Origin of the sequence: Streptomyces sp. SCSIO 30461, assembly GCF_037023745.1 — a bacterium.
In the GTDB taxonomy this organism is placed as follows: Bacteria; Actinomycetota; Actinomycetes; order Streptomycetales; family Streptomycetaceae; genus Streptomyces.
In genome coordinates this window covers 1,901,308-1,924,919 of the sequence record NZ_CP146101.1, presented here as the reverse complement: position 1 = coordinate 1,924,919, position 23,612 = coordinate 1,901,308, and the positions used below count along the sequence as shown (strand labels likewise).

21 protein-coding genes and 5 tRNA genes are annotated in these 23,612 nt (G+C 69.2%); 11 read left to right on the top strand and 15 right to left on the bottom strand.

All coding sequences use genetic code 11. The features are described 5' to 3' along the window. Positions 1-82: 82 nt before the first annotated feature. The 3 genes from V1460_RS08745 to leuC all read right to left on the bottom strand — a co-directional run bounded on the left by V1460_RS08745 (position 83) and on the right by leuC (position 2,447). Positions 83-310: a hypothetical protein gene (locus tag V1460_RS08745; protein WP_338673152.1), complete on the bottom strand. Its 228-nt coding sequence runs from the start codon at positions 308-310 to the stop codon at positions 83-85. 104 nt (positions 311-414) lie between these two features. After that, positions 415-1,008, bottom strand: coding sequence for a 3-isopropylmalate dehydratase small subunit (gene leuD / locus V1460_RS08740; RefSeq protein ID WP_338673151.1), 594 nt, complete (start codon positions 1,006-1,008; stop codon positions 415-417). A 5-nt stretch (positions 1,009-1,013) separates the two neighbouring features. Beyond that, positions 1,014-2,447, bottom strand: coding sequence for a 3-isopropylmalate dehydratase large subunit (gene leuC, locus V1460_RS08735; protein ID WP_338673150.1), 1,434 nt, complete (start codon positions 2,445-2,447; stop codon positions 1,014-1,016). Positions 2,448-2,624: 177 nt separating this feature from the next. On the opposite strand from leuC, the gene ndgR reads away from it, so the two are divergent. Continuing rightward, positions 2,625-3,341, top strand: a complete 717-nt coding sequence (ndgR, locus tag V1460_RS08730) for an IclR family transcriptional regulator NdgR (RefSeq protein WP_338673149.1) — start codon at positions 2,625-2,627, stop codon at positions 3,339-3,341. 345 nt (positions 3,342-3,686) lie between these two features. Here ndgR and V1460_RS08725 read toward each other — a convergent pair whose 3' ends face one another. Continuing rightward, complete coding sequence (locus V1460_RS08725) at positions 3,687-4,172, bottom strand: DUF4188 domain-containing protein (RefSeq protein ID WP_338673147.1); 486 nt, start codon at positions 4,170-4,172, stop codon at positions 3,687-3,689. A 95-nt stretch (positions 4,173-4,267) separates the two neighbouring features. Between V1460_RS08725 and V1460_RS08720 the strand changes: the two genes are divergently transcribed. Further along, positions 4,268-4,906: a MerR family transcriptional regulator gene (locus tag V1460_RS08720; RefSeq protein ID WP_338673146.1), complete on the top strand. Its 639-nt coding sequence runs from the start codon at positions 4,268-4,270 to the stop codon at positions 4,904-4,906. Positions 4,907-4,965: 59 nt separating this feature from the next. Here V1460_RS08720 and V1460_RS08715 read toward each other — a convergent pair. The 9 genes from V1460_RS08715 to V1460_RS08675 all read right to left on the bottom strand — a co-directional run bounded on the left by V1460_RS08715 (position 4,966) and on the right by V1460_RS08675 (position 9,133). Next, positions 4,966-5,038: transfer RNA gene (locus tag V1460_RS08715), tRNA-Glu, on the bottom strand. A gap of 21 nt (positions 5,039-5,059) precedes the next feature. Next, positions 5,060-5,131, bottom strand: a tRNA-Gln gene (locus V1460_RS08710). A 16-nt stretch (positions 5,132-5,147) separates the two neighbouring features. Continuing rightward, a tRNA-Glu gene (locus V1460_RS08705) sits at positions 5,148-5,220 on the bottom strand. A gap of 85 nt (positions 5,221-5,305) precedes the next feature. Further along, positions 5,306-5,378, bottom strand: a tRNA-Glu gene (locus V1460_RS08700). A gap of 21 nt (positions 5,379-5,399) precedes the next feature. Continuing rightward, positions 5,400-5,471, bottom strand: a tRNA-Gln gene (locus V1460_RS08695). Positions 5,472-5,563: 92 nt separating this feature from the next. Further along, the gene (locus tag V1460_RS08690; RefSeq protein ID WP_338673145.1) at positions 5,564-6,283 is read right to left on the bottom strand and encodes an HAD family hydrolase; all 720 of its coding nucleotides are present in this window, start codon (positions 6,281-6,283) and stop codon (positions 5,564-5,566) included. A 286-nt stretch (positions 6,284-6,569) separates the two neighbouring features. Next, complete coding sequence (gltX, locus tag V1460_RS08685) at positions 6,570-8,045, bottom strand: glutamate--tRNA ligase (RefSeq protein ID WP_338673144.1); 1,476 nt, start codon at positions 8,043-8,045, stop codon at positions 6,570-6,572. Then, positions 8,038-8,832, bottom strand: a complete 795-nt coding sequence (locus V1460_RS08680) for a fumarylacetoacetate hydrolase family protein (protein WP_338673143.1) — start codon at positions 8,830-8,832, stop codon at positions 8,038-8,040. Before V1460_RS08680 ends, gltX begins: the two co-directional genes overlap by 8 nt. 136 nt (positions 8,833-8,968) lie before the next feature. After that, complete coding sequence (locus tag V1460_RS08675; protein ID WP_338678383.1) at positions 8,969-9,133, bottom strand: hypothetical protein; 165 nt, start codon at positions 9,131-9,133, stop codon at positions 8,969-8,971. Between the two features lie 594 nt (positions 9,134-9,727). Between V1460_RS08675 and V1460_RS08670 the strand changes: the two genes are divergently transcribed. The 8 genes from V1460_RS08670 to V1460_RS08635 all read left to right on the top strand — a co-directional run bounded on the left by V1460_RS08670 (position 9,728) and on the right by V1460_RS08635 (position 20,311). Further along, positions 9,728-13,357 (top strand): nitrate- and nitrite sensing domain-containing protein, encoded by a 3,630-nt coding sequence (locus V1460_RS08670; RefSeq protein WP_338673142.1) that lies wholly within the window; start codon positions 9,728-9,730, stop codon positions 13,355-13,357. Positions 13,358-13,367: 10 nt separating this feature from the next. After that, positions 13,368-13,781, top strand: a complete 414-nt coding sequence (locus V1460_RS08665; RefSeq protein WP_138057401.1) for a roadblock/LC7 domain-containing protein — start codon at positions 13,368-13,370, stop codon at positions 13,779-13,781. 154 nt (positions 13,782-13,935) lie between these two features. Next, the gene (locus V1460_RS08660) at positions 13,936-14,343 is read left to right on the top strand and encodes a DUF742 domain-containing protein (RefSeq protein WP_338673141.1); all 408 of its coding nucleotides are present in this window, start codon (positions 13,936-13,938) and stop codon (positions 14,341-14,343) included. Then, positions 14,324-14,905, top strand: a complete 582-nt coding sequence (locus tag V1460_RS08655; RefSeq protein WP_250334580.1) for an ATP/GTP-binding protein — start codon at positions 14,324-14,326, stop codon at positions 14,903-14,905. The genes V1460_RS08660 and V1460_RS08655 overlap by 20 nt, the downstream gene beginning before the upstream one ends. A gap of 337 nt (positions 14,906-15,242) precedes the next feature. Further along, a complete protein-coding gene (locus V1460_RS08650; protein WP_338673140.1) occupies positions 15,243-18,644 on the top strand; it encodes a nitrate- and nitrite sensing domain-containing protein in 3,402 nt (1,133 codons plus the stop codon). A gap of 10 nt (positions 18,645-18,654) precedes the next feature. Further along, positions 18,655-19,068, top strand: coding sequence for a roadblock/LC7 domain-containing protein (locus tag V1460_RS08645; protein WP_338677974.1), 414 nt, complete (start codon positions 18,655-18,657; stop codon positions 19,066-19,068). A gap of 102 nt (positions 19,069-19,170) precedes the next feature. Continuing rightward, entirely contained in the window at positions 19,171-19,749 is a 579-nt protein-coding gene (locus V1460_RS08640) for a DUF742 domain-containing protein (protein WP_338673139.1), read from the top strand. Next, positions 19,730-20,311 (top strand): ATP/GTP-binding protein, encoded by a 582-nt coding sequence (locus V1460_RS08635; RefSeq protein WP_069978110.1) that lies wholly within the window; start codon positions 19,730-19,732, stop codon positions 20,309-20,311. Before V1460_RS08640 ends, V1460_RS08635 begins: the two co-directional genes overlap by 20 nt. A 371-nt stretch (positions 20,312-20,682) precedes the next feature. On the opposite strand, the gene V1460_RS08630 is transcribed toward V1460_RS08635, so the two are convergent. Then, a complete protein-coding gene (locus V1460_RS08630; protein WP_338673138.1) occupies positions 20,683-20,883 on the bottom strand; it encodes an acyl-CoA carboxylase epsilon subunit in 201 nt (66 codons plus the stop codon). 21 nt (positions 20,884-20,904) lie between these two features. Next, entirely contained in the window at positions 20,905-22,488 is a 1,584-nt protein-coding gene (locus tag V1460_RS08625) for an acyl-CoA carboxylase subunit beta (RefSeq protein WP_338673137.1), read from the bottom strand. Between the two features lie 481 nt (positions 22,489-22,969). Here V1460_RS08625 and V1460_RS08620 point away from each other — a divergent pair, with 481 nt between their 5' ends. Continuing rightward, entirely contained in the window at positions 22,970-23,590 is a 621-nt protein-coding gene (locus V1460_RS08620; protein WP_338673136.1) for a YceI family protein, read from the top strand. Positions 23,591-23,612: the final 22 nt, after the last annotated feature.

The window sequence follows — 23,612 nt, the reverse complement described above, 5'->3', positions numbered from 1 at the left end:
CGGGCTAATCACCCTAGTGCCGCAACGAAGTCGACGCCGCGGCCACCAGGCGGTGCCATATATCGACACCGCCGTCGGGGGGTCAGTCACCTTGAGGGAAACGGCCTTCATCGAGGTCGTTCATCAACCGGTCCAGGCGCCTTGCGGCGTCGGCGAGATCGTGCTTGGCCACGGCTGTGACAGCCAGCAGCTTCCGGGACAGCGCCATCCTTACGCCCTCCGGGACTTGCAGTTCGCGCACACGAGTATGCGCCTCTTTCAGCCGGTCGGCGACTGCCCGATAGAGCTCGAGTTGGCTGTCGCGTTCCATGCGCCGATTGTGCCATCTGGGGCGAGTTGTCGCCCCGGTGGGTCTCAACAAGCGACTGCGCCCCCTGCCGGACGGCAGGGGGCGCAGTTGGGGAAAAGCGCTGCTCAGACCTCAATTGTGCGGGGCTTGAAGGGCGGCCGAGAGGTCTCGTAAGCCGCGATGTCGGCTTCGTTCTGAAGGGTGAGGCTGATGTCGTCGAGTCCGTTCAGCAGCCTCCAGCGGGCGTTCTCATCCAGCTCGAAATCGACGGTGACACCGGCGGCACGCACCTGGCGCTGCTCCAAGTCAACGGTGATTTCAGCCAACGAGTCGGCCTCGGTCAGCTCCCAGAGCCGGTCCACCGCATCCTGCGGCAGAACGACGGTCAGCAGACCGTTCTTGAGCGAGTTGCCACGGAAGATGTCGGCGAAGCGGGCGGAGATGACGGCCTTGAACCCGTAGTTCTGCAGCGCCCAGACGGCGTGCTCGCGCGAGGAGCCGGTACCGAAGTCGGGGCCCGCGACCAACACCGTCGCACCCTCCCGCTCCGGCTGGTTGAGTACGAAGTCGTCGCTCCTGCGCCAGGCCTCGAAGAGCCCGTCCTCGAAGCCGTCGCGGGTGACCTTCTTGAGCCAGTGGGCCGGGATGATCTGGTCGGTGTCGACATTGCTGCGGCGCAGCGGGACGGCACGACCGGTGTGCGTGGTGAATGCTTCCATGACGGTCAGACTCCGGCGGGCGTACGAGGAACGGACAGGTCTGTCAGGTCGGCGGGCGACGCCAGGTGGCCGAGCACGGCAGTGGCGGCTGCGACCTGTGGTGACACCAGATGGGTACGGCCGCCCTTGCCCTGCCGCCCCTCGAAGTTGCGGTTGGAGGTGGACGCGGAACGCTCGCCGGGAGCGAGCTGGTCGGGGTTCATACCCAGGCACATGGAGCAGCCCGCGTGCCGCCATTCGGCGCCGGCCTCCTTGAAGACCTTGTCGAGCCCCTCCTCGACCGCCTGGAGCGCCACCCGAACCGAGCCGGGGACCACCAGCATCCTTACCCCGTCGGCGACTTTGCGGCCGTCCAGGATCGCCGCCGCGGAGCGCAGGTCCTCGATACGGCCGTTGGTGCAGGAGCCTACGAAGACGGTGTCGACCTTGACGTCCCGCAGCGCCTGCCCCGCGGTCAATCCCATGTACTCCAGAGCCTTCTCGGCGGCGAGCCGCTCCGAAGCGTCCTCGTACGAAGCCGGGTCGGGGACGCTGGCGGACAGCGGAGCGCCCTGGCCCGGGTTGGTGCCCCAGGTGACGAACGGGGACAGCTCGGCGGCATCGATGAAGACCTCGGCGTCGAAGACGGCGTCGTCGTCGGTGCGCAGGGTCCTCCAGTAGGCGACCGCGGCGTCCCAGTCCTCGCCCCTGGGGGCGTGTTCCCGGCCTTCCAGGTAGTCGAACGTCGTCTGGTCCGGGGCGATCATGCCGGCCCGGGCGCCCGCCTCGATCGACATGTTGCAGATGGTCATGCGGGCTTCCATCGAAAGCTTCTCGATGGCGGAGCCGCGGTACTCCAGGATGTAGCCTTGGCCGCCGCCGGTGCCGATCTTCGCGATGATCGCCAGGATCAGGTCCTTGGCGGTGACACCGTCGGGCAGCTCGCCCTCGACCGTGATCGCCATGGTCTTGGGGCGGGCCAGCGGCAGGGTCTGGGTGGCCAGCACATGCTCGACCTGCGAGGTGCCGATACCGAAAGCCAACGCGCCGAAGGCGCCGTGGGTGGAGGTGTGGGAGTCACCGCAGACCACGGTGGTGCCCGGCTGGGTGAGGCCCAGCTGCGGTCCCACCACATGGACGACTCCCTGCTCCACGTCTCCGAGCGGGTGCAGCCGCACGCCGAACTCGGCACAGTTCTTGCGCAGGGTCTCCAACTGGGCGCGCGAGACCGGATCGGCGATCGGCTTGTCGATGTCGAGGGTCGGGGTGTTGTGGTCCTCGGTGGCGATGGTGAGGTCCAGCCGGCGCACCCGGCGCCCGCTCAGACGAAGGCCGTCGAACGCCTGCGGGCTGGTCACCTCGTGCAGGAGGTGAAGGTCGATGAAGAGCAGGTCGGGCTCGCCTTCGGCGCGCCGGACGACATGGTCGTCCCATACCTTCTCCGCGAGTGTCCTACCCATCGCTTTCCCTCCGGCCCGGCAACGCTGCCGGACGCCTGCTAGAGATCGATTGCGCGGCACGGCACCGGTGGTTGCCGGCGGAGGCACGCTGGCCTCGTACGGCCGTACAACACAGGTTCGCAACTTCTCGGAGAATTGGAACTTGCGTTTCACAGAGTGAGACGTGAGTATCGTTGCATGGACAACTCTAGTGGCGTCGGAGTTCTCGACAAGGCAGCGCTGGTACTGAGCGCGCTGGAGTCCGGCCCGGCCACCCTCGCCGGGCTGGTCGCGGCGACCGGGCTCGCGCGACCCACGGCGCACCGCCTCGCCGTGGCGCTGGAGCACCACCGGATGGTGGCACGTGACATGCAGGGCAGGTTCATCCTGGGTCCCCGGCTGGCGGAGCTCGCCGCCGCCGCGGGTGAGGACCGGCTGCTGGCCACCGCCGGACCGGTGCTGACGCACCTGCGGGATGTGACCGGCGAGAGCGCCCAGCTCTACCGCAGGCAGGGCGACATGCGGATCTGCGTGGCCGCCGCGGAGCGGCTGTCCGGATTGCGGGACACCGTGCCCGTGGGCTCGACCCTCACCATGAAGGCCGGTTCATCGGCCCAGATCCTGATGGCCTGGGAGGAGCCGGAGCGCCTGCACCGCGGCCTCCAGGGCGCCCGCTTCACGGCGACGGCACTGTCCGGCGTGCGGCGCAGGGGCTGGGCGCAGTCGATCGGCGAACGTGAACCGGGCGTCGCCTCGGTCTCCGCCCCGGTGCGCGGCCCGTCCAACCGGGTGGTGGCCGCCGTCTCGGTGTCCGGACCGATCGAGCGACTGACCCGCCACCCGGGCCGCATGCACGCCCAGGCGGTGATCGACGCCGCGGCCCGCCTGTCCGACGCACTGCGCCGGGCGAGCTGAGGGCTGTCCCGTAGTCCGCCGCGACCGGGAGTCCGGGGACCGGAGGCGGCACGGGGGGCGCGGTCCGGCGGGGGTGCGTCCGCCTGGCCGCGGCTAGGGCGTGTTGCGAAAGTCCCTCCTGACCCGCGACGCCTGGCACGCACGCTCGCTGCGTTGTCGGAGTCATCCACGTACGTCCAGTACGAGGATGATCCTCCGCCTTGCGATCGCACGCACCAGACGCCGCAGGCCCCGCCCTGCGGGCGGACGGAGCTACTTTCGCAACACGCCCTAGGGCGCCCCAGGCCGCCACCGCGACAGGACGGCGACCCCGGACGCCCGGAGGTTCCGGGAAGGACCGCCGCCTCAGGCGACCCTGAGACGGTCGGCCGCCGACTCGCCCCGGCGAGCGACCGGGACGACTCCGGTCGCCGCGCCGAGACCGAACTCCGGCATGTTGATGTACACGGACTCGTAGGCGCCCGCCGGAACGACATACGTCTCGTGCCAGAAGCCGACCTTGCCCTTGCCCTCCCGCAGACGCCGGTTGAAGGCGGCCCAGGCAGGCCGGTGCTCCCCGTCCCGGTCGGAGGCATAGGCGAGCAGCTTCTCGTGCGACTCCCAGTACTGGACCACGTACAGCAGCCGGGGCGAGCCCAGCAGGAATTGGAATCCGAGCAGCCCACGCTCCTTCTCCTTGGAGAGCTCCGTGATCATCCGCGGCATCGCCCCGGCCACCGGAAGCCAACTGCGCAGCGCCCGGAAGTTGTTGATACGCATCCCGATGAGGAAGACCGTCACCCCATCCTGCGACTGCGCGGTCATACGGCCCGTGATCGGCTTCTCACCCATGACTGCCTCCTGGCGAGGAATGCTGGATAGTGGCACTATCTATAGTTAGATAGTGCCACTCCCCAAGGAACGGTGCAAGCAGAGGTGGCAGGCGAATGAGGATGGCGGAGCTCAGCGAGCGCAGCGGTGTTCCCACCGCGACGATCAAGTACTACCTGCGCGAGCAGTTGCTGCCGGTCGGGCGACGGATCAGTGCCACCCAGGCCGAGTACGACGAGGGCCACCTGCGCCGGCTCCGACTGGTGCGCGCGCTGATCCAGGTGGGCCGGCTGCCGGTGGCCGCCGCCCGAGACGTGCTCGCGGCCGTCGGGAACGAGTCCCTCGACCTCCACTCACGGATAGGCGCCGCGGTCTGGTCCCTGCCGCACGCCCCGGAACCGAGCGAGGACGACGCGGCAACCGAGACGGCACGCCGTACCGCCGAGAGCCTCCTGGAGCGCATGGGCTGGGACTTCGGCCGCCAGGCGGGTGCCGATTCCCCGGCCTATCGGATGCTGGTCGGCGCGATCGCCACCATGGTGCGACTGGGCTACCCCTGCGGTACGGAGCAGCTCCTCCCTTACGCCCGCAGTGCGGGTGAACTGGGCGTCGCCGACCTGGACTTGGTGGAACGGTACGAGGACGAGGAGGCGCAGGTGGAGGCGGCGGTGGCCTGCACCGTGCTGTACGAGCCGGTGCTGCTGAGCCTGCGCAGACTGGCCGAGGCGGAGGAGTCGTTCCGGCGCTTCGGCTGATCGAGCCACCCACGCAGACCAGGAGGCCCTCCCCGTTAGGGGAGGGCCTCCTGGTCTTGTACCCCCGACCGGATTCGAACCGGCGCTACCGCCTTGAGAGGGCGGCGTGCTAGGCCGCTACACAACGGGGGCTTTGCAGATGAGCTCTGCGAGCTGGCCTACCTGGACTCGAACCAAGACTAACTGAACCAGAATCAGTCGTGCTGCCAATTACACCATAGGCCATGGTGATGTAGACCAGTACCCCCGACCGGATTCGAACCGGCGCTACTGCCTTGAGAGGGCAGCGTGCTAGGCCGCTACACAACGGGGGCCCTAGCGATCCCATCCGACGAAAGCCGAATGATGTCACCGCTGGATCATCGGGAGCGACCCGGATGATCCAGCAGGATGGATCTGTACCCCCGACCGGATTCGAACCGGCGCTACTGCCTTGAGAGGGCAGCGTGCTAGGCCGCTACACAACGGGGGCTTTGCAGATGAGCTCTGCGAGCTGGCCTACCTGGACTCGAACCAAGACTAACTGAACCAGAATCAGTCGTGCTGCCAATTACACCATAGGCCATCAAAATTCAACCCCCCTGCGGGGGTTTCATTCGGTTGGGTGCGCTTCCGGTCCTTGGCTTTCGGCCCGCTTCCCTCGGCGCAGGAAGAACATTACCCGAAGGTGGACGGCGCTCCAAAACGGGTATCCGCGCACAGCAGCCCGGGGAGCTCGTCCAGCGCCGCGATCCGAGTCAGCTCGGGCCGGCCGCCCCGTCCCGACCGGTCCAGCCAGATGCCGGTCAGCCCCGCTTCGACGGCTCCGCGGGCGTCGATGTCCGGGTGGTCCCCGATGTACGCGACCTCCCCAGGCGGCAGCCCGAGCGCGCCGCAGACGGCGAGGAAGGCTGCGGCATCGGGCTTGGACACGCCCAGCTCCACGGCGCACAGGACCGCCTCGAAACGATGCCGCACCCCGAGTGCGCGCAGTTTGCGGTCCTGGTTGTGGATCGACGAATTCGACAGGACGGCATGCCGGTGCGTACCGCTCAACCGGTCGAGCGCGGGCAGGAAGTCCGGGAAGAGCGCCCAGGCCGCCTCGTAGTGCACGACATGCCGCCCGAACCAGTCGTCGGCCTCGGCATCGCTCAGCGGCCTGCCGAGGAAGTCGCGGACACGATCACGCCGCTGTCCCTGGAAGTCGACCGCGCCGGCGGCGAAGCGCGCCCAGTGCCGATCGGCGAGTTCCCGCCAGCGCCGCAGGGCCTCGTCCGCCGACAGGTAGCCGTGCGGCAGCCCCTCCGCGTCGAGCATCCGCCGCAGCCCCGCGGTGTCGGCGCCCGTGTAATCGAAGATCGTGTCGTCGATGTCCCACACCACGGCTTTCACAGTCACGATTCCGACCCTAGCGCGGCTCCCCGCCGGCAGGCAGCCGCGCGGCACAGGTCCTGGCAAGGAGAGGCGCTGCGCACCGGAGCCCGGGAGCACCCGCTCCGCCCCCGCACGGACCCGCCGCGACCGGGCGTCCGCCGCCGCTCGGCCGGGCCACGCCCGGGGGCCATGCGCCGGGGCCGAGCCGGTTCCTCCGGCTCCGCCGACAGCACGGGAGCGGGGCGGCAGCCGTCATGGCTGCCGCCCCGCTCCGTGAAACGCCCTGGGGGTCTCACGCGTGCTGCGCCTGCTACGAGGAGAGCTTCGCCAGCGCCGCGTCGATCCGGGCCAGGGTGCGCTCCTTGCCCAGGATCTCCAGGGACTCGAACAGCGGGAGCCCCACCGTGCGGCCGGTGACCGCGACACGGACCGGCGCCTGTGCCTTGCCCAGCTTGAGACCGTGCTCCTCACCCGCGGTGAGGACGGCGTTCTTGAGCGACTCGGGGCTGGACCAGTCGGCGGCCTCCAGCTGCTGGCGGGCTGTGCTCAGCAGCGCGTCCGAACCCTCCTTCATCGCCTTCTGCCAGGACGCCTCGTCCTCGACCGGTTCCCGGCGGAACAGGAAGTCGACGTTGGCGGTGATGTCCGACAGGACCGTGAGCCGGGTCTGCGCGTGCGGGGCGATGGCCTCCCACGCGGCCTGGTCGAATTCCTCGGGCGCCCAGTTGGCGTACGGGGCCTTCAGCCAGGGTTCGCAGGCCCCGGTGAAGGCCTTCACGTCGAGCAGGCGGATGTGGTCGGCGTTGATCGCCTCGGCCTTCTTGAGGTCGAAGCGGGCCGGGTTGGCGTTGACGTCCGCGATCTCGAACCGCTCGATCATCTCGGAGATCGAGAAGACGTCCTGGTCGGCGGAGAACGACCAGCCGAGCAGGGACAGGTAGTTGAGCAGGCCCTCGGGCAGGAAGCCGCGCTCGCGGTACAGGTTCAGCGAGGACTGCGGGTCGCGCTTGGAGAGCTTCTTGTTTCCCTCGCCCATGACGTACGGCAGGTGCCCGAAGGCCGGGATCGCCTTGGCGACGCCGAGCTCGATGAGCGCCTTGTACAGGGCGATCTGGCGCGGGGTGGAGGACAGCAGGTCCTCACCCCGCAACACGTGGGTGATCTCCATCAAGGCGTCGTCCACCGGGTTGACCAGGGTGTAGAGCGGGGCGCCGCCGGCCCGGACGATGCCGTAGTCCGGCACGTTCTCCGGAGTGAAGGTCAGCTCGCCGCGCACCAGGTCGGTGAAGGTGATCGGCTCGTCGGGCATCCGGAAGCGGACGATGGCCTCGCGGCCCTCGCGCTCGTACACGGCCTTCTGCTCGTCGGTCAGCTCGCGGCAGTGGCCGTCGTAGCCGGAGGGCCTGCCCGCGGCACGGGCTGCCTCGCGGCGCTCGTCCAGCTCGGTGACCGTGCAGTAGCAGCGGTAGGCGTAGCCGCCGTCGAGAAGCTTCTCCGCCACATCCCGGTAGATGTCCATGCGCTGCGACTGGCGGTAGGGGGCGTGCGGACCGCCCTTCTCGGGGCCCTCGTCCCAGTCCAGGCCGAGCCAGCGCAGGGAGTCCAGCAGCTGCTCGTAGGACTCCTCGGAGTCGCGCGCCGCGTCGGTGTCCTCGATGCGGAAGACCATGGCGCCCTGGTGGTGCCGGGCGAAAGCCCAGTTGAACAGGGCGGTGCGGACCAGGCCCACGTGGGGGTTGCCGGTCGGCGAGGGACAGAAACGTACGCGGACTGCTGCGTTAGCCACGCTTGATCACCTTGTTGGTGAGAGTGCCGATGCCTTCGATGGTGACGGCGACCTCGTCGCCGACGGTGAGGGGGCCGACCCCGGCGGGGGTGCCGGTGAGGATGACGTCTCCGGGGAGCAGCGTCATGGCCTCGGTGATGTGGACGACCAGGTCCTCGATGGAGCGGATCATGCCGCTCGTACGACCCAGCTGGCGCTGTTCGCCGTTGACCGTGCACTGGATGGTGAGGTCGCCCGCGGCGGCCAGGTCGATGCCGGTCTCCACCCAGGGACCGAGCGGGCACGCGGTGTCGAAGCCCTTGGCGCGGGCCCACTGCTTCTCCCGCTGCTGGACGTCACGGGCGGTGACGTCGTTGGCGCAGGTGTAGCCGAAAACCACGTCCTTGACGCGCTCGCGCGGGACGTCGCGGCACATCCGGCCGATGACGACGGCCAACTCGGCCTCATGGTGCAGTTCCCGGGAGAACGAGGGGTACTCGATGGCGTCGCCGGAGCCGATCACCGAAGTGGTGGGCTTGAAGAACGCGATGGGTACGTCCGGGGTCTCATTGCCGAGCTCCGCCGCGTGCTCCGCGTAGTTGCGGCCGATGGCCACGACCTTGTTGGGGAGTACGGGCGGCAGCAGCCGGACCTTGCTCAGCGGGACTTTCGTACCGGAGAGCTCGAAGTCGGCGTAGGGAATGCCTTTGATGATGTCCAGGACGAGGCCGGCTGGGTCACCGGTCCCGTCGCCCTCGACCGCGCCGAAGGCGACATTGCCGTCGATGGAGAATCTGGCGATGCGCACGGGTGCCTTGCGCCCCTCACGTTTCCGCTGGCTGGAGTCTGACGCTCCAGGCTAACGCGGCGCAGGCACCCGGCCTGCCGCATTCACCGCCCGCCACTCGGCCTGCCCGGCGGGGCTTCCGCCCACCGGCTCGGACTCACATCGCCGCGGGGGCGTCGATCAGGGTGGTGCGACGAGGGTTGGCCGTCCGGATCGGGAGGTCGACCGAATGCTCCGGCTGGTTCTCGGGGCTCAGCTCGCCGGCGTCCTGGAGGTGCACCAGGGTGGTACGCCGGGGGTTGGCTATGGTGCGGAACATCATGGTCTTCATCGTGTCTGTCGGCCCTTGTCGGTCGGGGTGTCCGTGTAAAGCCAAAGGCTAGACAGCCGGTTCTCGGGGAAAGTGCGGATTCGACTGCGGGTTACGTGTGAGTTTGCTCACGAACTCCCGGACAATTCAGCCATTTCGGACCAGGGAATCACCCCTTGACCACCCCCATGAAACGGACATTGCGTCACTGAATCTGCCATTCCGCTCCTGATCATCGCGACTGGGACACCCGTCGCCTGTAAGCGACTCGTAAGCAAACGCCCTTTTCCTCCGCGATCGGTTTCTACGGCTTGTGACGTGGTCACTACATCAGGTCACTCAGGTCACAGCCCGATACAGGGCCTTGTTGGAGATCCGGGCACTGTGTTGGAATTCCACGCACCGCCGCATGTTCAATCCGGCGCATAAGGGCGCGACAGAGCGCCGGGTCGCGGCGGAGGAGGGGGAAAAGCGCCGGTCACCACCGACCCATCATCGGGGGCGCGCTGCAGCGCCCCGCCACGCCGACACCGCCCCGCCGTCCGCGGAGGGGCGCCTGGTCCAGAGGTTGCGACGCTAGTGCAGGGACGTTTCAAGAGGGATGGCATGGGGCGTCCCCAGGCCCGCCAGGGCCACGGGGAAGCTGCATCTGAGCAGGAGCCGCGCGGCGGAAACGACCGCGGTTCCGCGCCCCGGCACACCCACAACCAGGCCCAGCCCCCGGCGGGCGAAGACGGCGACCGCGGTGCGCGCCCCGGCACCGCACAGGGCGGTGCCCGACCCGGCGCGGCTCACGGCGGCGACGAGCAGGCCGTGCCGAAGCCCAAGGGCAAAGGCCCCACCGACACCGGCTCGCGCATCGCCCTGCGCAACTGGCGCATCAGCACGCGGCTGGTCTCCCTGCTGACGCTGCCCGTCGTCGCGGCGACCACGCTCGGTGGACTCCGTATCAACGAGTCCATGAACGAGATCGAGCAGCTGGAGCACATGCAGCTGCTGACCGACCTGACCCGCGACGCCACCGCTCTCGCCGAGGCACTCCAGAACGAGCGCGACCACGCGGCGGGCCCCATCAGGAACGGCTCGTCCCCCGACTCCGACTACGACATCATCCGTCCGCGTCAGGTCACGGACCAGAAGAAACTGGCCTTCCTCGGCTCCGTCAACGACGTCCCCGACGACAGCGGCGACGAGGCGCTGGAGAGCATCAACTCCAACGTCTCGCAGATCGCCCAGCAGGTGCACACCATCAGCAACCTGCGCAACCAGGCCTACGAGAAGGACAATGTCTCGGGCACGGTCGCGGGCTACAGCCGTCTGATCAACCTGCTGCTCAGCCTGTCCCAGGACATGGCCCAGGCCACCAGCAACCCGGACATGATCAAGCGGACCCGTGCCCTGGCCGCGTTCTCGTCCGCGAAGGAATACGCGTCGATCCAGCGCGCCGTGATCGCCGCGGCGCTCCCCAAGAGCGCGTCCGGCACCCCGGACATGAACGAGAACGACCGCCTCCTCGGCTTCGACGCCAGGAGCAGCGAGCAGGCCGAGATCCGCACGTTCTCCAACATCTACTCCTCGTACGGCGAGAACGCCGAGGACCTGCTCCGCACGCTGAAGACCGGTAACTCCGAGATCGCGAAGGCCGACGAGTACGCGGCTCAGGTGCTGCGCGCCAACGGCGCCATCAAGGGCCGGCCCCGCGGCTATCTGGACTGGACCGACCAGGCCGACACCAAGCTCCAGGCGATGAACCAGATCGAGGAGACCCTCCTCGGCCAGATGGAGACCAGGGCCCGCGAGCTGAAGCAGGAGTCGCAGCAGGTCGCCCTCATCAACGGTGCGCTGATCCTGCTCGTCCTCGGTGTGTCGCTCGTCGGCGCCTTCGTCGTGGCCCGGTCCATGATCCGCTCGCTGCGCCGACTCCAGGACACCGCCACGAAGGTCGCCCAGGACCGTCTGCCCCAGCTCGTCAAGCAGCTCTCCGAGTCCGACCCGCAGGACGTCGACACCAAGGTCGAGTCCGTCGGTGTGCACTCCCGGGACGAGATCGGCAAGGTGGCCGCGGCCTTCGACGACGTGCACCGCGAGGCGGTCCGCCTCGCCGCCGAGCAGGCCCTGCTGCGGGGCAACGTCAACGCCATGTTCACCAACCTGTCGCGCCGCTCGCAGGGTCTCATCCAGCGTCAGCTGTCGCTGATATCCGAGCTGGAGTCCCGCGAGGCCGACCCTGACCAGCTGTCCTCGCTCTTCAAGCTGGACCACCTCGCGACCCGTATGCGCCGCAACGGCGAGAACCTGCTCGTCCTCGCCGGTGAAGAGCCGGGCCGCCGCTGGACCAGGCCCGTTCCGCTGGTCGACGTGCTCCGTGCCGCGGCCTCCGAGGTGGAGCAGTACGAGCGCATCGAACTGGCCGCAGTGCCCGCGACCGAGGTCGCCGGCCGCGTCGTCAACGACCTCGTGCACCTGCTCGCCGAGCTGCTGGAGAACGCCACGTCGTTCTCCTCCCCGCAGACCAAGGTCCGGGTCACCGGTCACGCGCTGCCCGACGGCCGCGTCCTGGTCGAGATCCACGACACCGGCATCGGCCTCTCCCCCGAGGACCTCGCCGCGATCAACGAGCGGCTGGCATCGCCACCGACCGTGGACGTCTCCGTGTCCCGCCGCATGGGCCTGTTCGTGGTCGGCCGCCTCTCCCTGCGGCACGGCATCCGGATCCAGTTGCGTCCGTCCGACTCCGGTGGTACGACCGCGCTGGTCATGCTTCCCGTCGATGTCGCACAGGGCGGCAAGAAGGCTCCGGCCAAGCCGGGTGCCGGCGGGCCGGGTGCCCCCGCGCCGCAGGGGCCGGGCCAGGGTGGCGGCAACCGCCGTCCGGGCGGGGGCAGCGCGCCCGGTGGACGGCTCGGCGCCATCGCCCCCCGTGGGCAGGTCTCCGGCGGCGGTGCCGCCGCTCGCCCCGCTCTGCCCGGCCGTGGCGGCGCGCCGCTTCCGGGCGGGGCCCCGCAGGGCGGACCACAGGTCCCCCCGCAGGGTGGCCCGCAGGACTCCTCGCGCCAGGGCGGCGCACCGGTCAGCGCATTCGCCGGGGACAGCGGCCGCGGCCGTCCGGCCGGTCCCGGTCAGGACCGCGGCGAGCCGCGCCAGGGCGGGAGGCCCGACCAGGGCGGATTCGCCAAGCAGGACTCCGGTCCCGCCGACCGCGGACGTGGCGGCTTCCCGCAGGGCGCCCAGGCCGGTGATGACCGCGGTCGTCGGCTGCCGCAGAGCGGTGCACCGCGCGCCGAACTGCCGGGGGGCGGCGGCCAGCCGACCCCTCCCCAGCCCGTGAGCTGGGGCGGCGAGCAGTCGTCCGGCCCGCAGCGCCCTCCGCTGGACGCCCCTCGCGGGCATGAGGAGCACGACACCACCGGGCAGTACGCGCGGCCCGGCTACGGACAGCAGCGCCCCGGCGCCCAGGACCCGTCAGCCACCGGCCAGTTCGCCCGGCCCGACTACGCGCAGCGTCCGCCGGCCCAGGGACAGCAGGGCCCTGCCGCTCCGCAGCAGCGGGGCCAGGGCACCAGCGGCTTCGCGCCGCCGCGCCAGCCCGCGGCGAGCCTGCCGGCCCAGCCTCAGCCCGAGGCCCTGCCGCCGGCGACCAACCCCGGCGACGGCCGTACACCGCTCTACGACACGCTGGAGACCAACTGGTTCCACGGCGGCGGTGCACAGGCAGCCCGGAACGGCCAGGACGGCAACGGCCAGGAGAGCGGCGGACCGATCGGCAGTGCCCAGAGCGGCGCCATGCAGAGCGGCACCGGCCGGCAGCCTGCCGTACCCCAGCAGTCCACCGGGCGCCCGGTGCCGCCGCGTCGCCCCGCGGCAGAGCCTGCCTCCCCGGTCGGCCTGCCCGGCCAGGCCGACCGGCACCAGGCGAGCGGTTCCGGTGCGGGTTCCGAATGGCGGCCATCGCCCAACGACGATCTGGTCCGTCAGGCCGAGCGGGTGCGCAGGCCCGCGGCCGGCGGGATCACCACGTCGGGCCTTCCCCGCCGCGTGCCGCGCGCCAACCTGGTTCCCGGCACCGCGCAGGAGGCCCCTCAGCAGGCCGCCGGTCCGCAGGTGTCCCGCGCCCCCGACGACGTACGGGGCCGACTCACCAACCTCCGCCGCGGTATCCAGCAAGGCCGTCAGGCGGGTGGCTCCGGCAACACCGGAAGCCACGATCTCGGCCCCAGTCACCAGCAGGAGCGTTAGTGTGAGCCCGATGAGCCAGGCGGCGCAGAATCTGAACTGGTTGATCACCAACTTCGTGGACAACACCCCTGGGGTGTCCCACACCGTGGTGGTCTCCGCCGACGGACTCCTGCTGGCGATGTCCGAGGGATTCCCCCGCGACCGTGCCGACCAGCTGGCGGCCGTCGCGTCCGGACTCACCTCGCTGACCGCGGGCGCCTCCCGCATCTTCGAAGGCGGCCCGGTCAACCAGACGGTGGTGGAGATGGAGCGCGGCTTCCTCTTCATCATGTCGATCTCGGACGGCTCTTCGCTGGCCGTGCTCGCCCACCCGGACGCCGACATCGGCCTCGTGGGCTACGAGATGGCTCTCCTGGTCGACCGCGCGGGCACGGTCCTCACCCCGGACCTGCGCGCCGAACTCCAGGGGAGCCTGCTGCACTAGAAGCCCGCCAGGCCGCGAGGGGCGCGCGCCCCCCAGGTACGCTCCCGGCCTACCGTCCGTCACCTATACCGTCCGGCCGCCCCAACCGGCCCCCCACCGGCCCAGTCAGACGGCACAGCCGATCACTTGCTGTCATGTCACGCCCGGAGGATTCATGACCCCGCCCCCCGCCTCTCACGATCCGTACGGTGTCCCTGTGGACACCGATTACGGACATGAAGGCGACCAGCCGCTGGTGCGTCCTTACGCGATGACCGGCGGCCGGACCCGGCCGCGCTACCAGCTCGCCATCGAGGCGCTGGTCAGCACCACGGCCGATCCCGCGCGGCTGTCGTCCCTGCTGCCCGAGCACCAGCGGATCTGCCACCTGTGCCGCGAGGTCAAGTCGGTGGCCGAGGTCTCGGCGCTGCTGTCGATGCCCTTGGGTGTGGCGCGGATCCTCGTCGCCGACCTGGCGGAGGCCGGCATGGTGGCGATCCACCAGCCGGGCAACGGAGAGGCCGGCGGAACGCCGGACGTGACACTGCTCGAAAGGGTGCTCAGTGGACTTCGCAAGCTCTAGCGGCGGTGCAGCCCGCTCAACCACCAGCGCGAAGATCGTGGTGGCGGGCGGCTTCGGCGTGGGCAAGACCACGTTCGTCGGCGCCGTCTCGGAGATCAACCCGCTGCGTACCGAGGCCGTCATGACGTCCGCATCGGCCGGAATCGACGACCTCACCCACACCGGAGACAAGACCACCACCACGGTGGCCATGGACTTCGGCCGCATCACCCTCGACCAGGACCTGATCCTCTACCTCTTCGGCACCCCCGGACAGGACCGCTTCTGGTTCATGTGGGACGACCTCGTACGCGGCGCCATCGGCGCCGTCGTCCTCGTCGACACCCGCAGACTCGCCGACTGCTTCCCCGCCGTCGACTACTTCGAGAACAGCGGACTCCCCTTCGTCATCGCCCTCAACGGCTTCGACGGACACCAGCCCTACACACCCGACGAAGTCCGCGAAGCCCTCCAGATCGGCCCCGACACCCCCATCATCACCACCGACGCCCGCCACCGCGCCGACGCCAAAAGCGCACTCATCACCCTCGTCGAGCACGCACTCATGGCCCGACTCAAGTAGTTTTGCGTATACGACAGTTGTCGTAGCGTGACAAGGGCGGACTGTGTCTTTTGACACGGTCCGCCTGCGTGTTCATAACATTTCGACAGAGAATTACCAGGACGCAGACACCCGACGCATCCGGGTAGTACCACTGTGCTCATCGATAGCCCACTTTTTGCCGCAGCTTCGCTCCTTATGTCCGCTTTAGTGGCTGTCCAGGAAGACCTGACATGGCTTTTCCTGATGTTTGGAACGGACCCGGTTGGCGTGCTGAAATCAACGAACTCGTGAGTAGTACGGCCCTGAACGATTTTCGGCACAACACAGGTGCCGACGCCGAGAGGTTGTTGGTCGAGTGAGGCGAAGCAAGACAAGCTCCGCAGAGCAGCAGGCGCGGGGCAACTTCACCCCGCCCCCGCGCGCAGCGGTGTCGCCTGCGGATGTGCAGCACGTCGCGCCCCCCGCCGGTGGCAGCTCCAGCAGGCTGTCCCCGCGCAACTGGCGTGTGCCCACCCGACTGAACGCGATCCTGTTGATCCCCGTGCTGGTCGGCCTCGTCATGGGTGGCTTCCAGGTGAAGGGGTCCGTGGACACCTGGGACGAGGCGCGGGACGCCGAGAAGACGGCGGAGATCGTGCGCGCCGCGTCGGACTACAGCCAGGCTCTGCTCAACGAGCGCGACCTCACGGCCGAGCCCCTCCTCAAGGGCAAGGGCGAGGACGACCCGGACGTCCTGAAGTACCGCGCCGCCACCGACGCCGCGAAGAAGAAGTTCGACGCGGTGGTCGAGGACAGGCCGGACTCGCAGGGTCTGGAGCGCCGCCTCAAGCTCTTCCGCGCGGAGGAGCCGAAGCTCGCGCAGCTCCGCAAGACCGCCTACTCGAAGGCTGTGGAGTCCGCCAGCAAGGAAGGCGGCAAGGGCGGCCCCGTGGCCACCGAAGAGGGCTACGTGCAGGTCCAGCACTCCCTCATGGAGTTCTCCAACGAGCTCGGCTTCGGCACCGGGAACGTCACCAGCTACGGCCGCATGGTCTACGCGATCCAGCTCGCGAAGGCCGCCGGGTCGCTCCAGCGCTCCATAGGCATGCACCTGCTGGTCCGCCCGAGCAAGACCCCTGAGATCAGATCCGGGCAGACCATCGCCTTCTCGTCCTACGCGTACCTGGAGAACATCGCACTCCTCGAGTACGTCTCCGGCGGTTCGACCGAGGACACCGCGAAGCTGAAGACCGTCATGGGCGAGAAGACCCGTGAAGGGACCAAGCAGCTCGAAGAGGCGGCCAAGGCAGCCGCGGCACAGGGCATCGAGTTCACGATGCCGCAGGCCTCGCAGGACGGCTCCATCTACAACGGCCTGGTCGCCGCCATCGGCAGCGGCGCCGACCCGGACGAGCTCGCCAAGAGGGGTGTGACGCCGAGGATCTGGCAGTCCGCGGCCACCGCGAAGTTCGACGGCTACACCGAGATCGAGGACGGTCTCGTGCAGAAGTCGGTGACCGAGGCCTCCCGGATCGCCGACGAGGCCAAGACCGACGCCATCGTCAACGGTCTGATCGTCGTCATCGCGCTGCTCACCGCGTTCATCCTGGCCGGCCTTGTGGCTCGCCAGATGAGCCGCTCGATGCGCGAGCTGCGCACCGCCGCTTTCGGTATCGCCGAACAGCGCCTGCCGATGCTGGTCGACCAGCTGTCGCGGACCGAGCCCGGCCGGGTCGACACCCGCGTCCAGCCGATCCCGATCGACACCAAGGATGAAATCGGCGAGGTCGCACGGGCCTTCGACCAGGTCCACCGCGAAGCCGTCCGGCTCGCCGCCGAGCAGGCCATGCTCCGCGGCAACGTCAACGCGATCTTCACCAACCTCTCGCGCCGCAACCAGTCGCTGATCGAGGGCCAGCTGACCCTGATCACCGACCTGGAGAACAACGAGGCGGACCCGGACCAGCTGGAGAACCTCTTCAAGCTGGACCACCTCGCGACCCGTATGCGCCGCAACGGCGAGAACCTCCTGGTCCTCGCCGGCGAGGAACCGGGCCGCCGCTGGAACCAGCCGGTACCGCTGGTGGATGTGCTGCGTGCCGCATCGTCCGAGGTGGAGTCGTACGAGCGCATCGAGCTGACCGGCGTGCCCGACTCGGAGATCCACGGCCAGGCCGTGACCGACCTCGTACACCTGCTCGCCGAGCTGCTGGAGAACGCCACGTCGTTCTCCTCGCCGCAGACGAAGGTCCGGGTCACCGCGACCAGGCTGCCCGACGGCCGCGTGATGATCGAGATCCATGACAAGGGCATCGGCCTGACCGCCGAGGACTTCGCCGACATCAACCACAAGCTGGCCAACCCGCCGACGGTGGACGCCGCCGTCTCGCAGCGCATGGGCCTCTTCGTGGTCGGCCGCCTCTCCCTGCGGCACGGTATCCGTGTGCAGCTCCGCCCCTCGGGCGAACAGGCCGGTACGACCTCGCTGGTGATGCTCCCGGACGCGATCACCCACGGTGGCGGTGGCGAACCGGTGCACGAGGAGGACTTCACGGTCTCCCAGATGATCCCCACGCAGCAGACCAGCTTCACACCAACCACCTCGCGCACAGCGGCCGAACTGGGCTTCGACGACTCCCGCTACGAGGAGGGCTCGCAGGACGAGTCCGGCCGACTCGACCCGGTGGGACGCTCCCTGATGCGCGGCGAGCGCCGTGCGGCTCTCGAGGCTCAGGTGCACGGCGGCGACGCACCGCTGTACCGCGACGAGGTCCAGCAGGACCAGTACGCCGAGCAGGACCCGTACAGCGAGCAGGAGCAGTACGGCGGCGGTCAGTACCAGAACGGCCGGTACGAGGCCGCTGACGGCCGCTACGGGGCCGAGGAAGGCTCCTACGGGGCCGGGGACGACCAGTACGCCGGAGACTCCTCGTACGAGCAGGGCTTCGCGCCCCAGCAGCCTGCCCAGGACTACGAGCGGAACGGCTATGCCTACGGCGGCGCCGACAACACCGACGGGGCCGACGACTACCGGAACACGGGCGAGTACCAGGTTCCGGCGGGTTACCCGGAGTCCGCGGCGCAGGGCTATGCGGAATCCGCGTACGTTCCGCCGCAGGATCACGGCCGGCAGTACGACGACTCCTTCGCGCAGGGCTCCCACCAGGAAGACTGGTCGACTCAGGGCAGCTACCAGGGCGCGTACGAGCAGGAGTACCGGGCAGATGCGGAATCTACTCCCGACGCTCCCGCGAACGGCTCCGAGCGCGTAGGCTTCGAACGTCCGGGTCCCACGCCGAGCAACGGTCACCAACTGACCGACGCCGGTCTGCCACGCCGTGGCGCCGGTGGCACCAGCCAGCGGGCCCAGTGGCAGTCCGACGAGGGCGGCAGCGGCCAGGCGGGGCAGAAGACGGCTCCGGCCGCGCGGTCCCCGCAGGAGGCTGCGGCACCGCGTGACGAGCGGGCGGAGGCGGACGGCTCCGACGACTGGCGTTCGAAGAACGACGAGCGCTGGCAGCGGGCCGAGAAGCTCCGCGAGCCCAAGGCGGGCGGAGTCACCTCGTCCGGTCTGCCCCGGCGGATTCCCAAGGCCAACCTGGTCGAGGGCACCGCGGAGCAGACACCGCAGGGCGGCCCCCAGGTCTCCCGCGCCCCCGAAGACGTCCGCGGCAGGCTGAGCAACCTGCGGCGCGGCATCCAGAAGGGTCGCAGCGCGGGGACGGACACGAACGGATCGGGCTTCGGCCCGGGTAGCACCTACAACCAGGAGCGTTAGTGTGAGCCCGATGAGCCAGGCGGCGCAGAATCTGAACTGGTTGATCACCAACTTCGTGGACAACACCCCTGGGGTGTCCCACACCGTGGTGGTCTCCGCCGACGGACTCCTGCTGGCGATGTCCGAGGGATTCCCCCGCGACCGTGCCGACCAGCTGGCGGCCGTCGCGTCCGGACTCACCTCGCTGACCGCGGGCGCCTCCCGCATCTTCGAAGGCGGCCCGGTCAACCAGACGGTGGTGGAGATGGAGCGCGGCTTCCTCTTCATCATGTCGATCTCGGACGGCTCTTCGCTGGCCGTGCTCGCCCACCCGGACGCCGACATCGGCCTCGTGGGCTACGAGATGGCTCTCCTGGTCGACCGCGCGGGCACGGTCCTCACCCCGGACCTGCGCGCCGAACTCCAGGGCAGTCTTCTCAACTAGCAGTTAGGCAGTGCGTTGAAGGGCCACCGCACCGTAAGGTGCGGTGGCGCGGCTCCACAGGGATTTGGACCGGGCGTACGGCGCGGCGGAGGAGGATGAGAAGTGGCAACACCCCCAGGCGGACACCCATATGACGGTGCTCACCAGGCTCCGGGTGAGCAGGGCCAGAACCGCTTCGGCTTCCCCTCCGCGCCCAGCAGAGGTGGCGGCCCCCAGCCCTACCAGCGACCTCAGGGCCCGTACGACCAGCCCCAGGGCCCGTACGACCAGCCGCAGTCGCCCCGCATCCAGCCGGTGGCACCCCGCAGGGCTCCGGAGTCCGCTCCCGCGTCGGGCAACAGCAACCCGCTGGTGCGTCCTTACGCGATGACCGGCGGCCGGACCCGGCCGCGCTACCAGCTCGCCATCGAGGCGCTGGTCAGCACCACGGCCGATCCCGCGCGGCTGCAAGGGCAGTTGCCCGAGCACCAGCGGATCTGCCGACTGTGCTTCGAGATCAAGTCGGTGGCTGAGATCTCGGCACTTCTCTCCATTCCCCTCGGCGTTGCCCGGATCCTCGTCGCCGACCTGGCGGAGGCCGGACTTGTCGCCATCCACCAGCCCGGCGGCGACCAGTCCGCCGGTGGTCAGCCAGACGTGACACTGCTCGAAAGGGTGCTCAGTGGACTTCGCAAGCTCTAGCGGCGGTGCAGCCCGCTCAACCACCAGCGCGAAGATCGTGGTGGCGGGCGGCTTCGGCGTGGGCAAGACCACGTTCGTCGGCGCCGTCTCGGAGATCAACCCGCTGCGTACCGAGGCCGTCATGACGTCCGCATCGGCCGGAATCGACGACCTCACCCACACCGGAGACAAGACCACCACCACGGTGGCCATGGACTTCGGCCGCATCACCCTCGACCAGGACCTGATCCTCTACCTCTTCGGCACCCCCGGACAGGACCGCTTCTGGTTCATGTGGGACGACCTCGTACGCGGCGCCATCGGCGCCGTCGTCCTCGTCGACACCCGCAGACTCGCCGACTGCTTCCCCGCCGTCGACTACTTCGAGAACAGCGGACTCCCCTTCGTCATCGCCCTCAACGGCTTCGACGGACACCAGCCCTACACACCCGACGAAGTCCGCGAAGCCCTCCAGATCGGCCCCGACACCCCCATCATCACCACCGACGCCCGCCACCGCGCCGACGCCAAAAGCGCACTCATCACCCTCGTCGAGCACGCACTCATGGCCCGGTTGCGGTAGCCGCGGCCGCCGCTGCCGGACCAGTCCCACGGGCGGGGTTCCCATTCCTCACGGAGTGCGGGACCCCGTTCTCCTTGCTCTGCGCGGGCCACCGCCCAGGGCCCGTTCACGCGCCGTCGTCATGCCGCTGGGCCACCGAGAAGAGCCTGGCAACACCTCGGTCGGCACCGACACCGCCTCAGCACCGACACCCGGCCGGTCGACCGTGCGCACATCGGCGGCCGCGTCGGTCCCTTGCGGTGACGGCGCGAGACGGCAGCGGGCGCTCCTGGACTTTCCTCACCGCGGCACGCCTGAACGCACCTCGCCCCCGTACCCGTTCGCGATGTTTCGAGGCGAACGTCTACGGGGGCGAGGTACGCGAAGTGGTGTCAGCCCTGCCAGCTGTGCGGGGCGCGGAAGCCGGACTGGCGCTCCAGTCGGCGCCAGCCGGCGGTGCTGCGACCCCGGCCCGCCGGGGCGTCCGGCTGCGAGGCGGCACGGGCCAGCAGGATCGCCGTGAGCGCGGCCAGCTCCTCGGGCTCGGCGTGGCCCTTCTCGACGCGGAGCAGGGAGTCGACGGTCGTGGTCATGTGCAGCGTTCTCCTCGTGGGTTACTGCGGGGGGTTGCCGTGCTTGCGGGACGGCAGGTCGGCGTGCTTCGTACGGAGCATGGCGAGGGAGCGGATGAGTACCTCGCGGGTCTCGGCCGGGTCGATGACGTCGTCGACCAGGCCGCGCTCGGCGGCGTAGTAGGGGTGCATGAGTTCGGACTTGTACTCCTTGACCATGTGCGCGCGCATGGCTTCGGGGTCTTCCGCGTCGGCGATCTGGCGCCGGAAGATGACGTTGGCGGCGCCTTCGGCGCCCATCACGGCGATCTCGTTGGTGGGCCAGGCGTAGGTGAGGTCGGCGCCGATGGACTGGGAGTCCATGACGATGTACGCGCCGCCGTAGGCCTTGCGCAGGATCAGGGAGATCCGGGGCACGGTGGCGTTGCAGTAGGCGTACAGCAGCTTGGCGCCGTGCCGGATGATGCCGCCGTGCTCCTGGTCGACACCGGGCAGGAAGCCCGGGACGTCCAGCAGGGTCACGATCGGGATGTTGAAGGCGTCGCACATCTGGACGAAGCGTGCGGACTTCTCGGAGGCCTCGATGTCCAGCACACCCGCCAGGGTCTGCGGCTGGTTGGCGATGATGCCGACGACCTGGCCGTCGAGCCTGGCCAGCGCGCAGATGATGTTGCGTGCCCAGCGCTCGTGGACTTCGAGGTACTCGCCGTCGTCGACGATCTCCTCGATGACCTTGTGCATGTCGTAGGGCCGGTTGCCGTCCGCCGGGACCAGATCGAGCAGCGCGTCGGAGCGGCGCTCGGCCGCATCCTCGGTGCTGGCGTGCGGCGGGTTCTCACGGTTGTTGGAGGGCAGCATCGACAGGAGGTAGCGGACCTCCGCGAGGCAGGTCTCCTCGTCGTCGTAGGCGAAGTGCGCCACACCGCTCGTCTCGGCGTGCACGTCCGCACCGCCGAGCCCGTTCTGGGTGATCTCCTCGCCGGTGACCGCCTTGACGACATCGGGGCCGGTGATGAACATCTGCGAGGTCTCACGGACCATGAAGACGAAGTCGGTCAGCGCCGGGCTGTAGGCGGCACCGCCCGCGCACGGGCCGAGCATCACGGAGATCTGCGGGATGACGCCCGAGGCCCGCGTGTTGCGCTGGAAGATGCCGCCGTAACCGGCGAGCGCGGAGACGCCCTCCTGGATACGCGCACCCGCGCCGTCGTTCAACGAGACCAGCGGGGCACCCGCCGCGATGGCCATGTCCATGATCTTGTGGATCTTGGTGGCATGGGCCTCGCCCAGCGCACCGCCGAAGATCCGGAAATCGTGCGCGTAGACGAAGACCGTACGCCCCTCGACCGTGCCCCAACCGGTGATGACACCATCCGTATACGGCCTCTTCGCCTCCAGGCCGAAACCGGACGCCCGGTGCCGCCGCAACTGCTCGACCTCCCGGAACGAGCCCGCGTCCAGCAGCAGCTCGATCCGCTCACGCGCGGTCAGCTTGCCCTTCGCATGCTGCGCCTCGGTGGCACGCTCACTCGGGCCACGCCGAGCCTCTTCACGAAGAGCATGCAACTCGGCCACACGCCCGCGTGCGTCGGTGGGCGCTTCGGCGGTCTCGTCCAAAACGGTCATGTACTGACCCTACGGACCCGGACAACGAAATCCTGCCGTTGACTCCGTACAGTCTCGGGACCGTTCTCCTGTCACCCTCGGACAGAACCATCCGGTAGTGCAGGCCAAGTGCCAGCGGAACGCCGTACCGGATTGTCGGAGCCCGACAAAGGCGTCACCCCCAGGCCGTCCGTTGGCCACTTCGGACCGATGGACCCCACACCCGGCTGGCGCCACCACGGTGTTGTCGAGGGTCTCCAGTCGGCGCGCACGAACGGCAGGACGGCGCGAGCGCCCGGGGCGGGGGCGGGAACAGCACCGGGAGCCGGCAACACACCCTCGGCGGCGTTCACCGGATCGGCCCATCCCCGATCCGACTCCGGCCACATCAGAGATGTTGAAAGTTGAACGGAATGGTTCTATGGTGATGCTTGTTGAAGCTTCAACGAGTGGCCGGGAAGGTCACTCCGCCACCCGGCCACCGCCACCCGAGGAGCACACCATGGGCCTGTTCAACCGCAAGAGCAACGAGACCGCCACCAGCACCGTCACCGCCGCGCCCCGCGAGGTCGACCCGGCGCTCGCCGCACTGAGCGGCGCGTACACCATCGACCCGGCCCACAGCAGCATCGGCTTCACCGTGCGCCACGCCATGGTCACCAACGTGCGCGGCAGCTTCGCCGAACACGAGGGGCGGCTGCGGCTGGACGGTTCCGACCCGGCGTCCTCGACTGCCACCATCGATGTCAAGATCGCGAGCATCGACACCGGCATCGCGGACCGCGACAACCATCTGCGCAGCGGCGACTTCTTCGACGCCGAGCAGTTCCCGCTGATGAGGTTCCGCTCCACCAAGGCCGAGCAGCTCGGCGGCGACAAATACCGCGTCACCGGAGACCTCACCATCAAGGACGTCACCCGCCCGCTCGCGATCGACCTGGAGTTCAACGGCGCGGCGACCGACGTCTACGGCTCCGAGCGGGTCGGTTTCGAGGGCAGCGCGGAGATCCTCCGGTCCGAATGGGGCCTGACGTGGAACGCGGCGCTGGAGACCGGCGGGGTCATGGTCAGCGACAAAGTGAAGCTGACCTTCGACATCTCCGCCGTCAAGGCCGCGGCCTGACGGCCGACCGCGCACGCCGTGA

Coding starts and splice junctions, on each gene's coding strand:
- leuC (WP_338673150.1), bottom strand. CDS start 2,447: ATGGGTAGGACACTCGCGGAGAAGGTATGGGACGACCATGTCGTCCGG.
- V1460_RS08625 (WP_338673137.1), bottom strand. CDS start 22,488: ATGACCGTTTTGGACGAGACCGCCGAAGCGCCCACCGACGCACGCGGG.
- V1460_RS08670 (WP_338673142.1), top strand. CDS start 9,728: ATGGGGCGTCCCCAGGCCCGCCAGGGCCACGGGGAAGCTGCATCTGAG.
- ndgR (WP_338673149.1), top strand. CDS start 2,625: ATGGACAACTCTAGTGGCGTCGGAGTTCTCGACAAGGCAGCGCTGGTA.
- V1460_RS08660 (WP_338673141.1), top strand. CDS start 13,936: ATGACCCCGCCCCCCGCCTCTCACGATCCGTACGGTGTCCCTGTGGAC.
- leuD (WP_338673151.1), bottom strand. CDS start 1,008: ATGGAAGCATTCACCACGCACACCGGTCGTGCCGTCCCGCTGCGCCGC.
- V1460_RS08720 (WP_338673146.1), top strand. CDS start 4,268: ATGAGGATGGCGGAGCTCAGCGAGCGCAGCGGTGTTCCCACCGCGACG.
- V1460_RS08665 (WP_138057401.1), top strand. CDS start 13,368: ATGAGCCAGGCGGCGCAGAATCTGAACTGGTTGATCACCAACTTCGTG.
- V1460_RS08745 (WP_338673152.1), bottom strand. CDS start 310: ATGGAACGCGACAGCCAACTCGAGCTCTATCGGGCAGTCGCCGACCGG.
- V1460_RS08645 (WP_338677974.1), top strand. CDS start 18,655: ATGAGCCAGGCGGCGCAGAATCTGAACTGGTTGATCACCAACTTCGTG.
- V1460_RS08725 (WP_338673147.1), bottom strand. CDS start 4,172: ATGGGTGAGAAGCCGATCACGGGCCGTATGACCGCGCAGTCGCAGGAT.
- V1460_RS08620 (WP_338673136.1), top strand. CDS start 22,970: ATGGGCCTGTTCAACCGCAAGAGCAACGAGACCGCCACCAGCACCGTC.
- V1460_RS08630 (WP_338673138.1), bottom strand. CDS start 20,883: ATGACCACGACCGTCGACTCCCTGCTCCGCGTCGAGAAGGGCCACGCC.
- V1460_RS08675 (WP_338678383.1), bottom strand. CDS start 9,133: ATGATGTTCCGCACCATAGCCAACCCCCGGCGTACCACCCTGGTGCAC.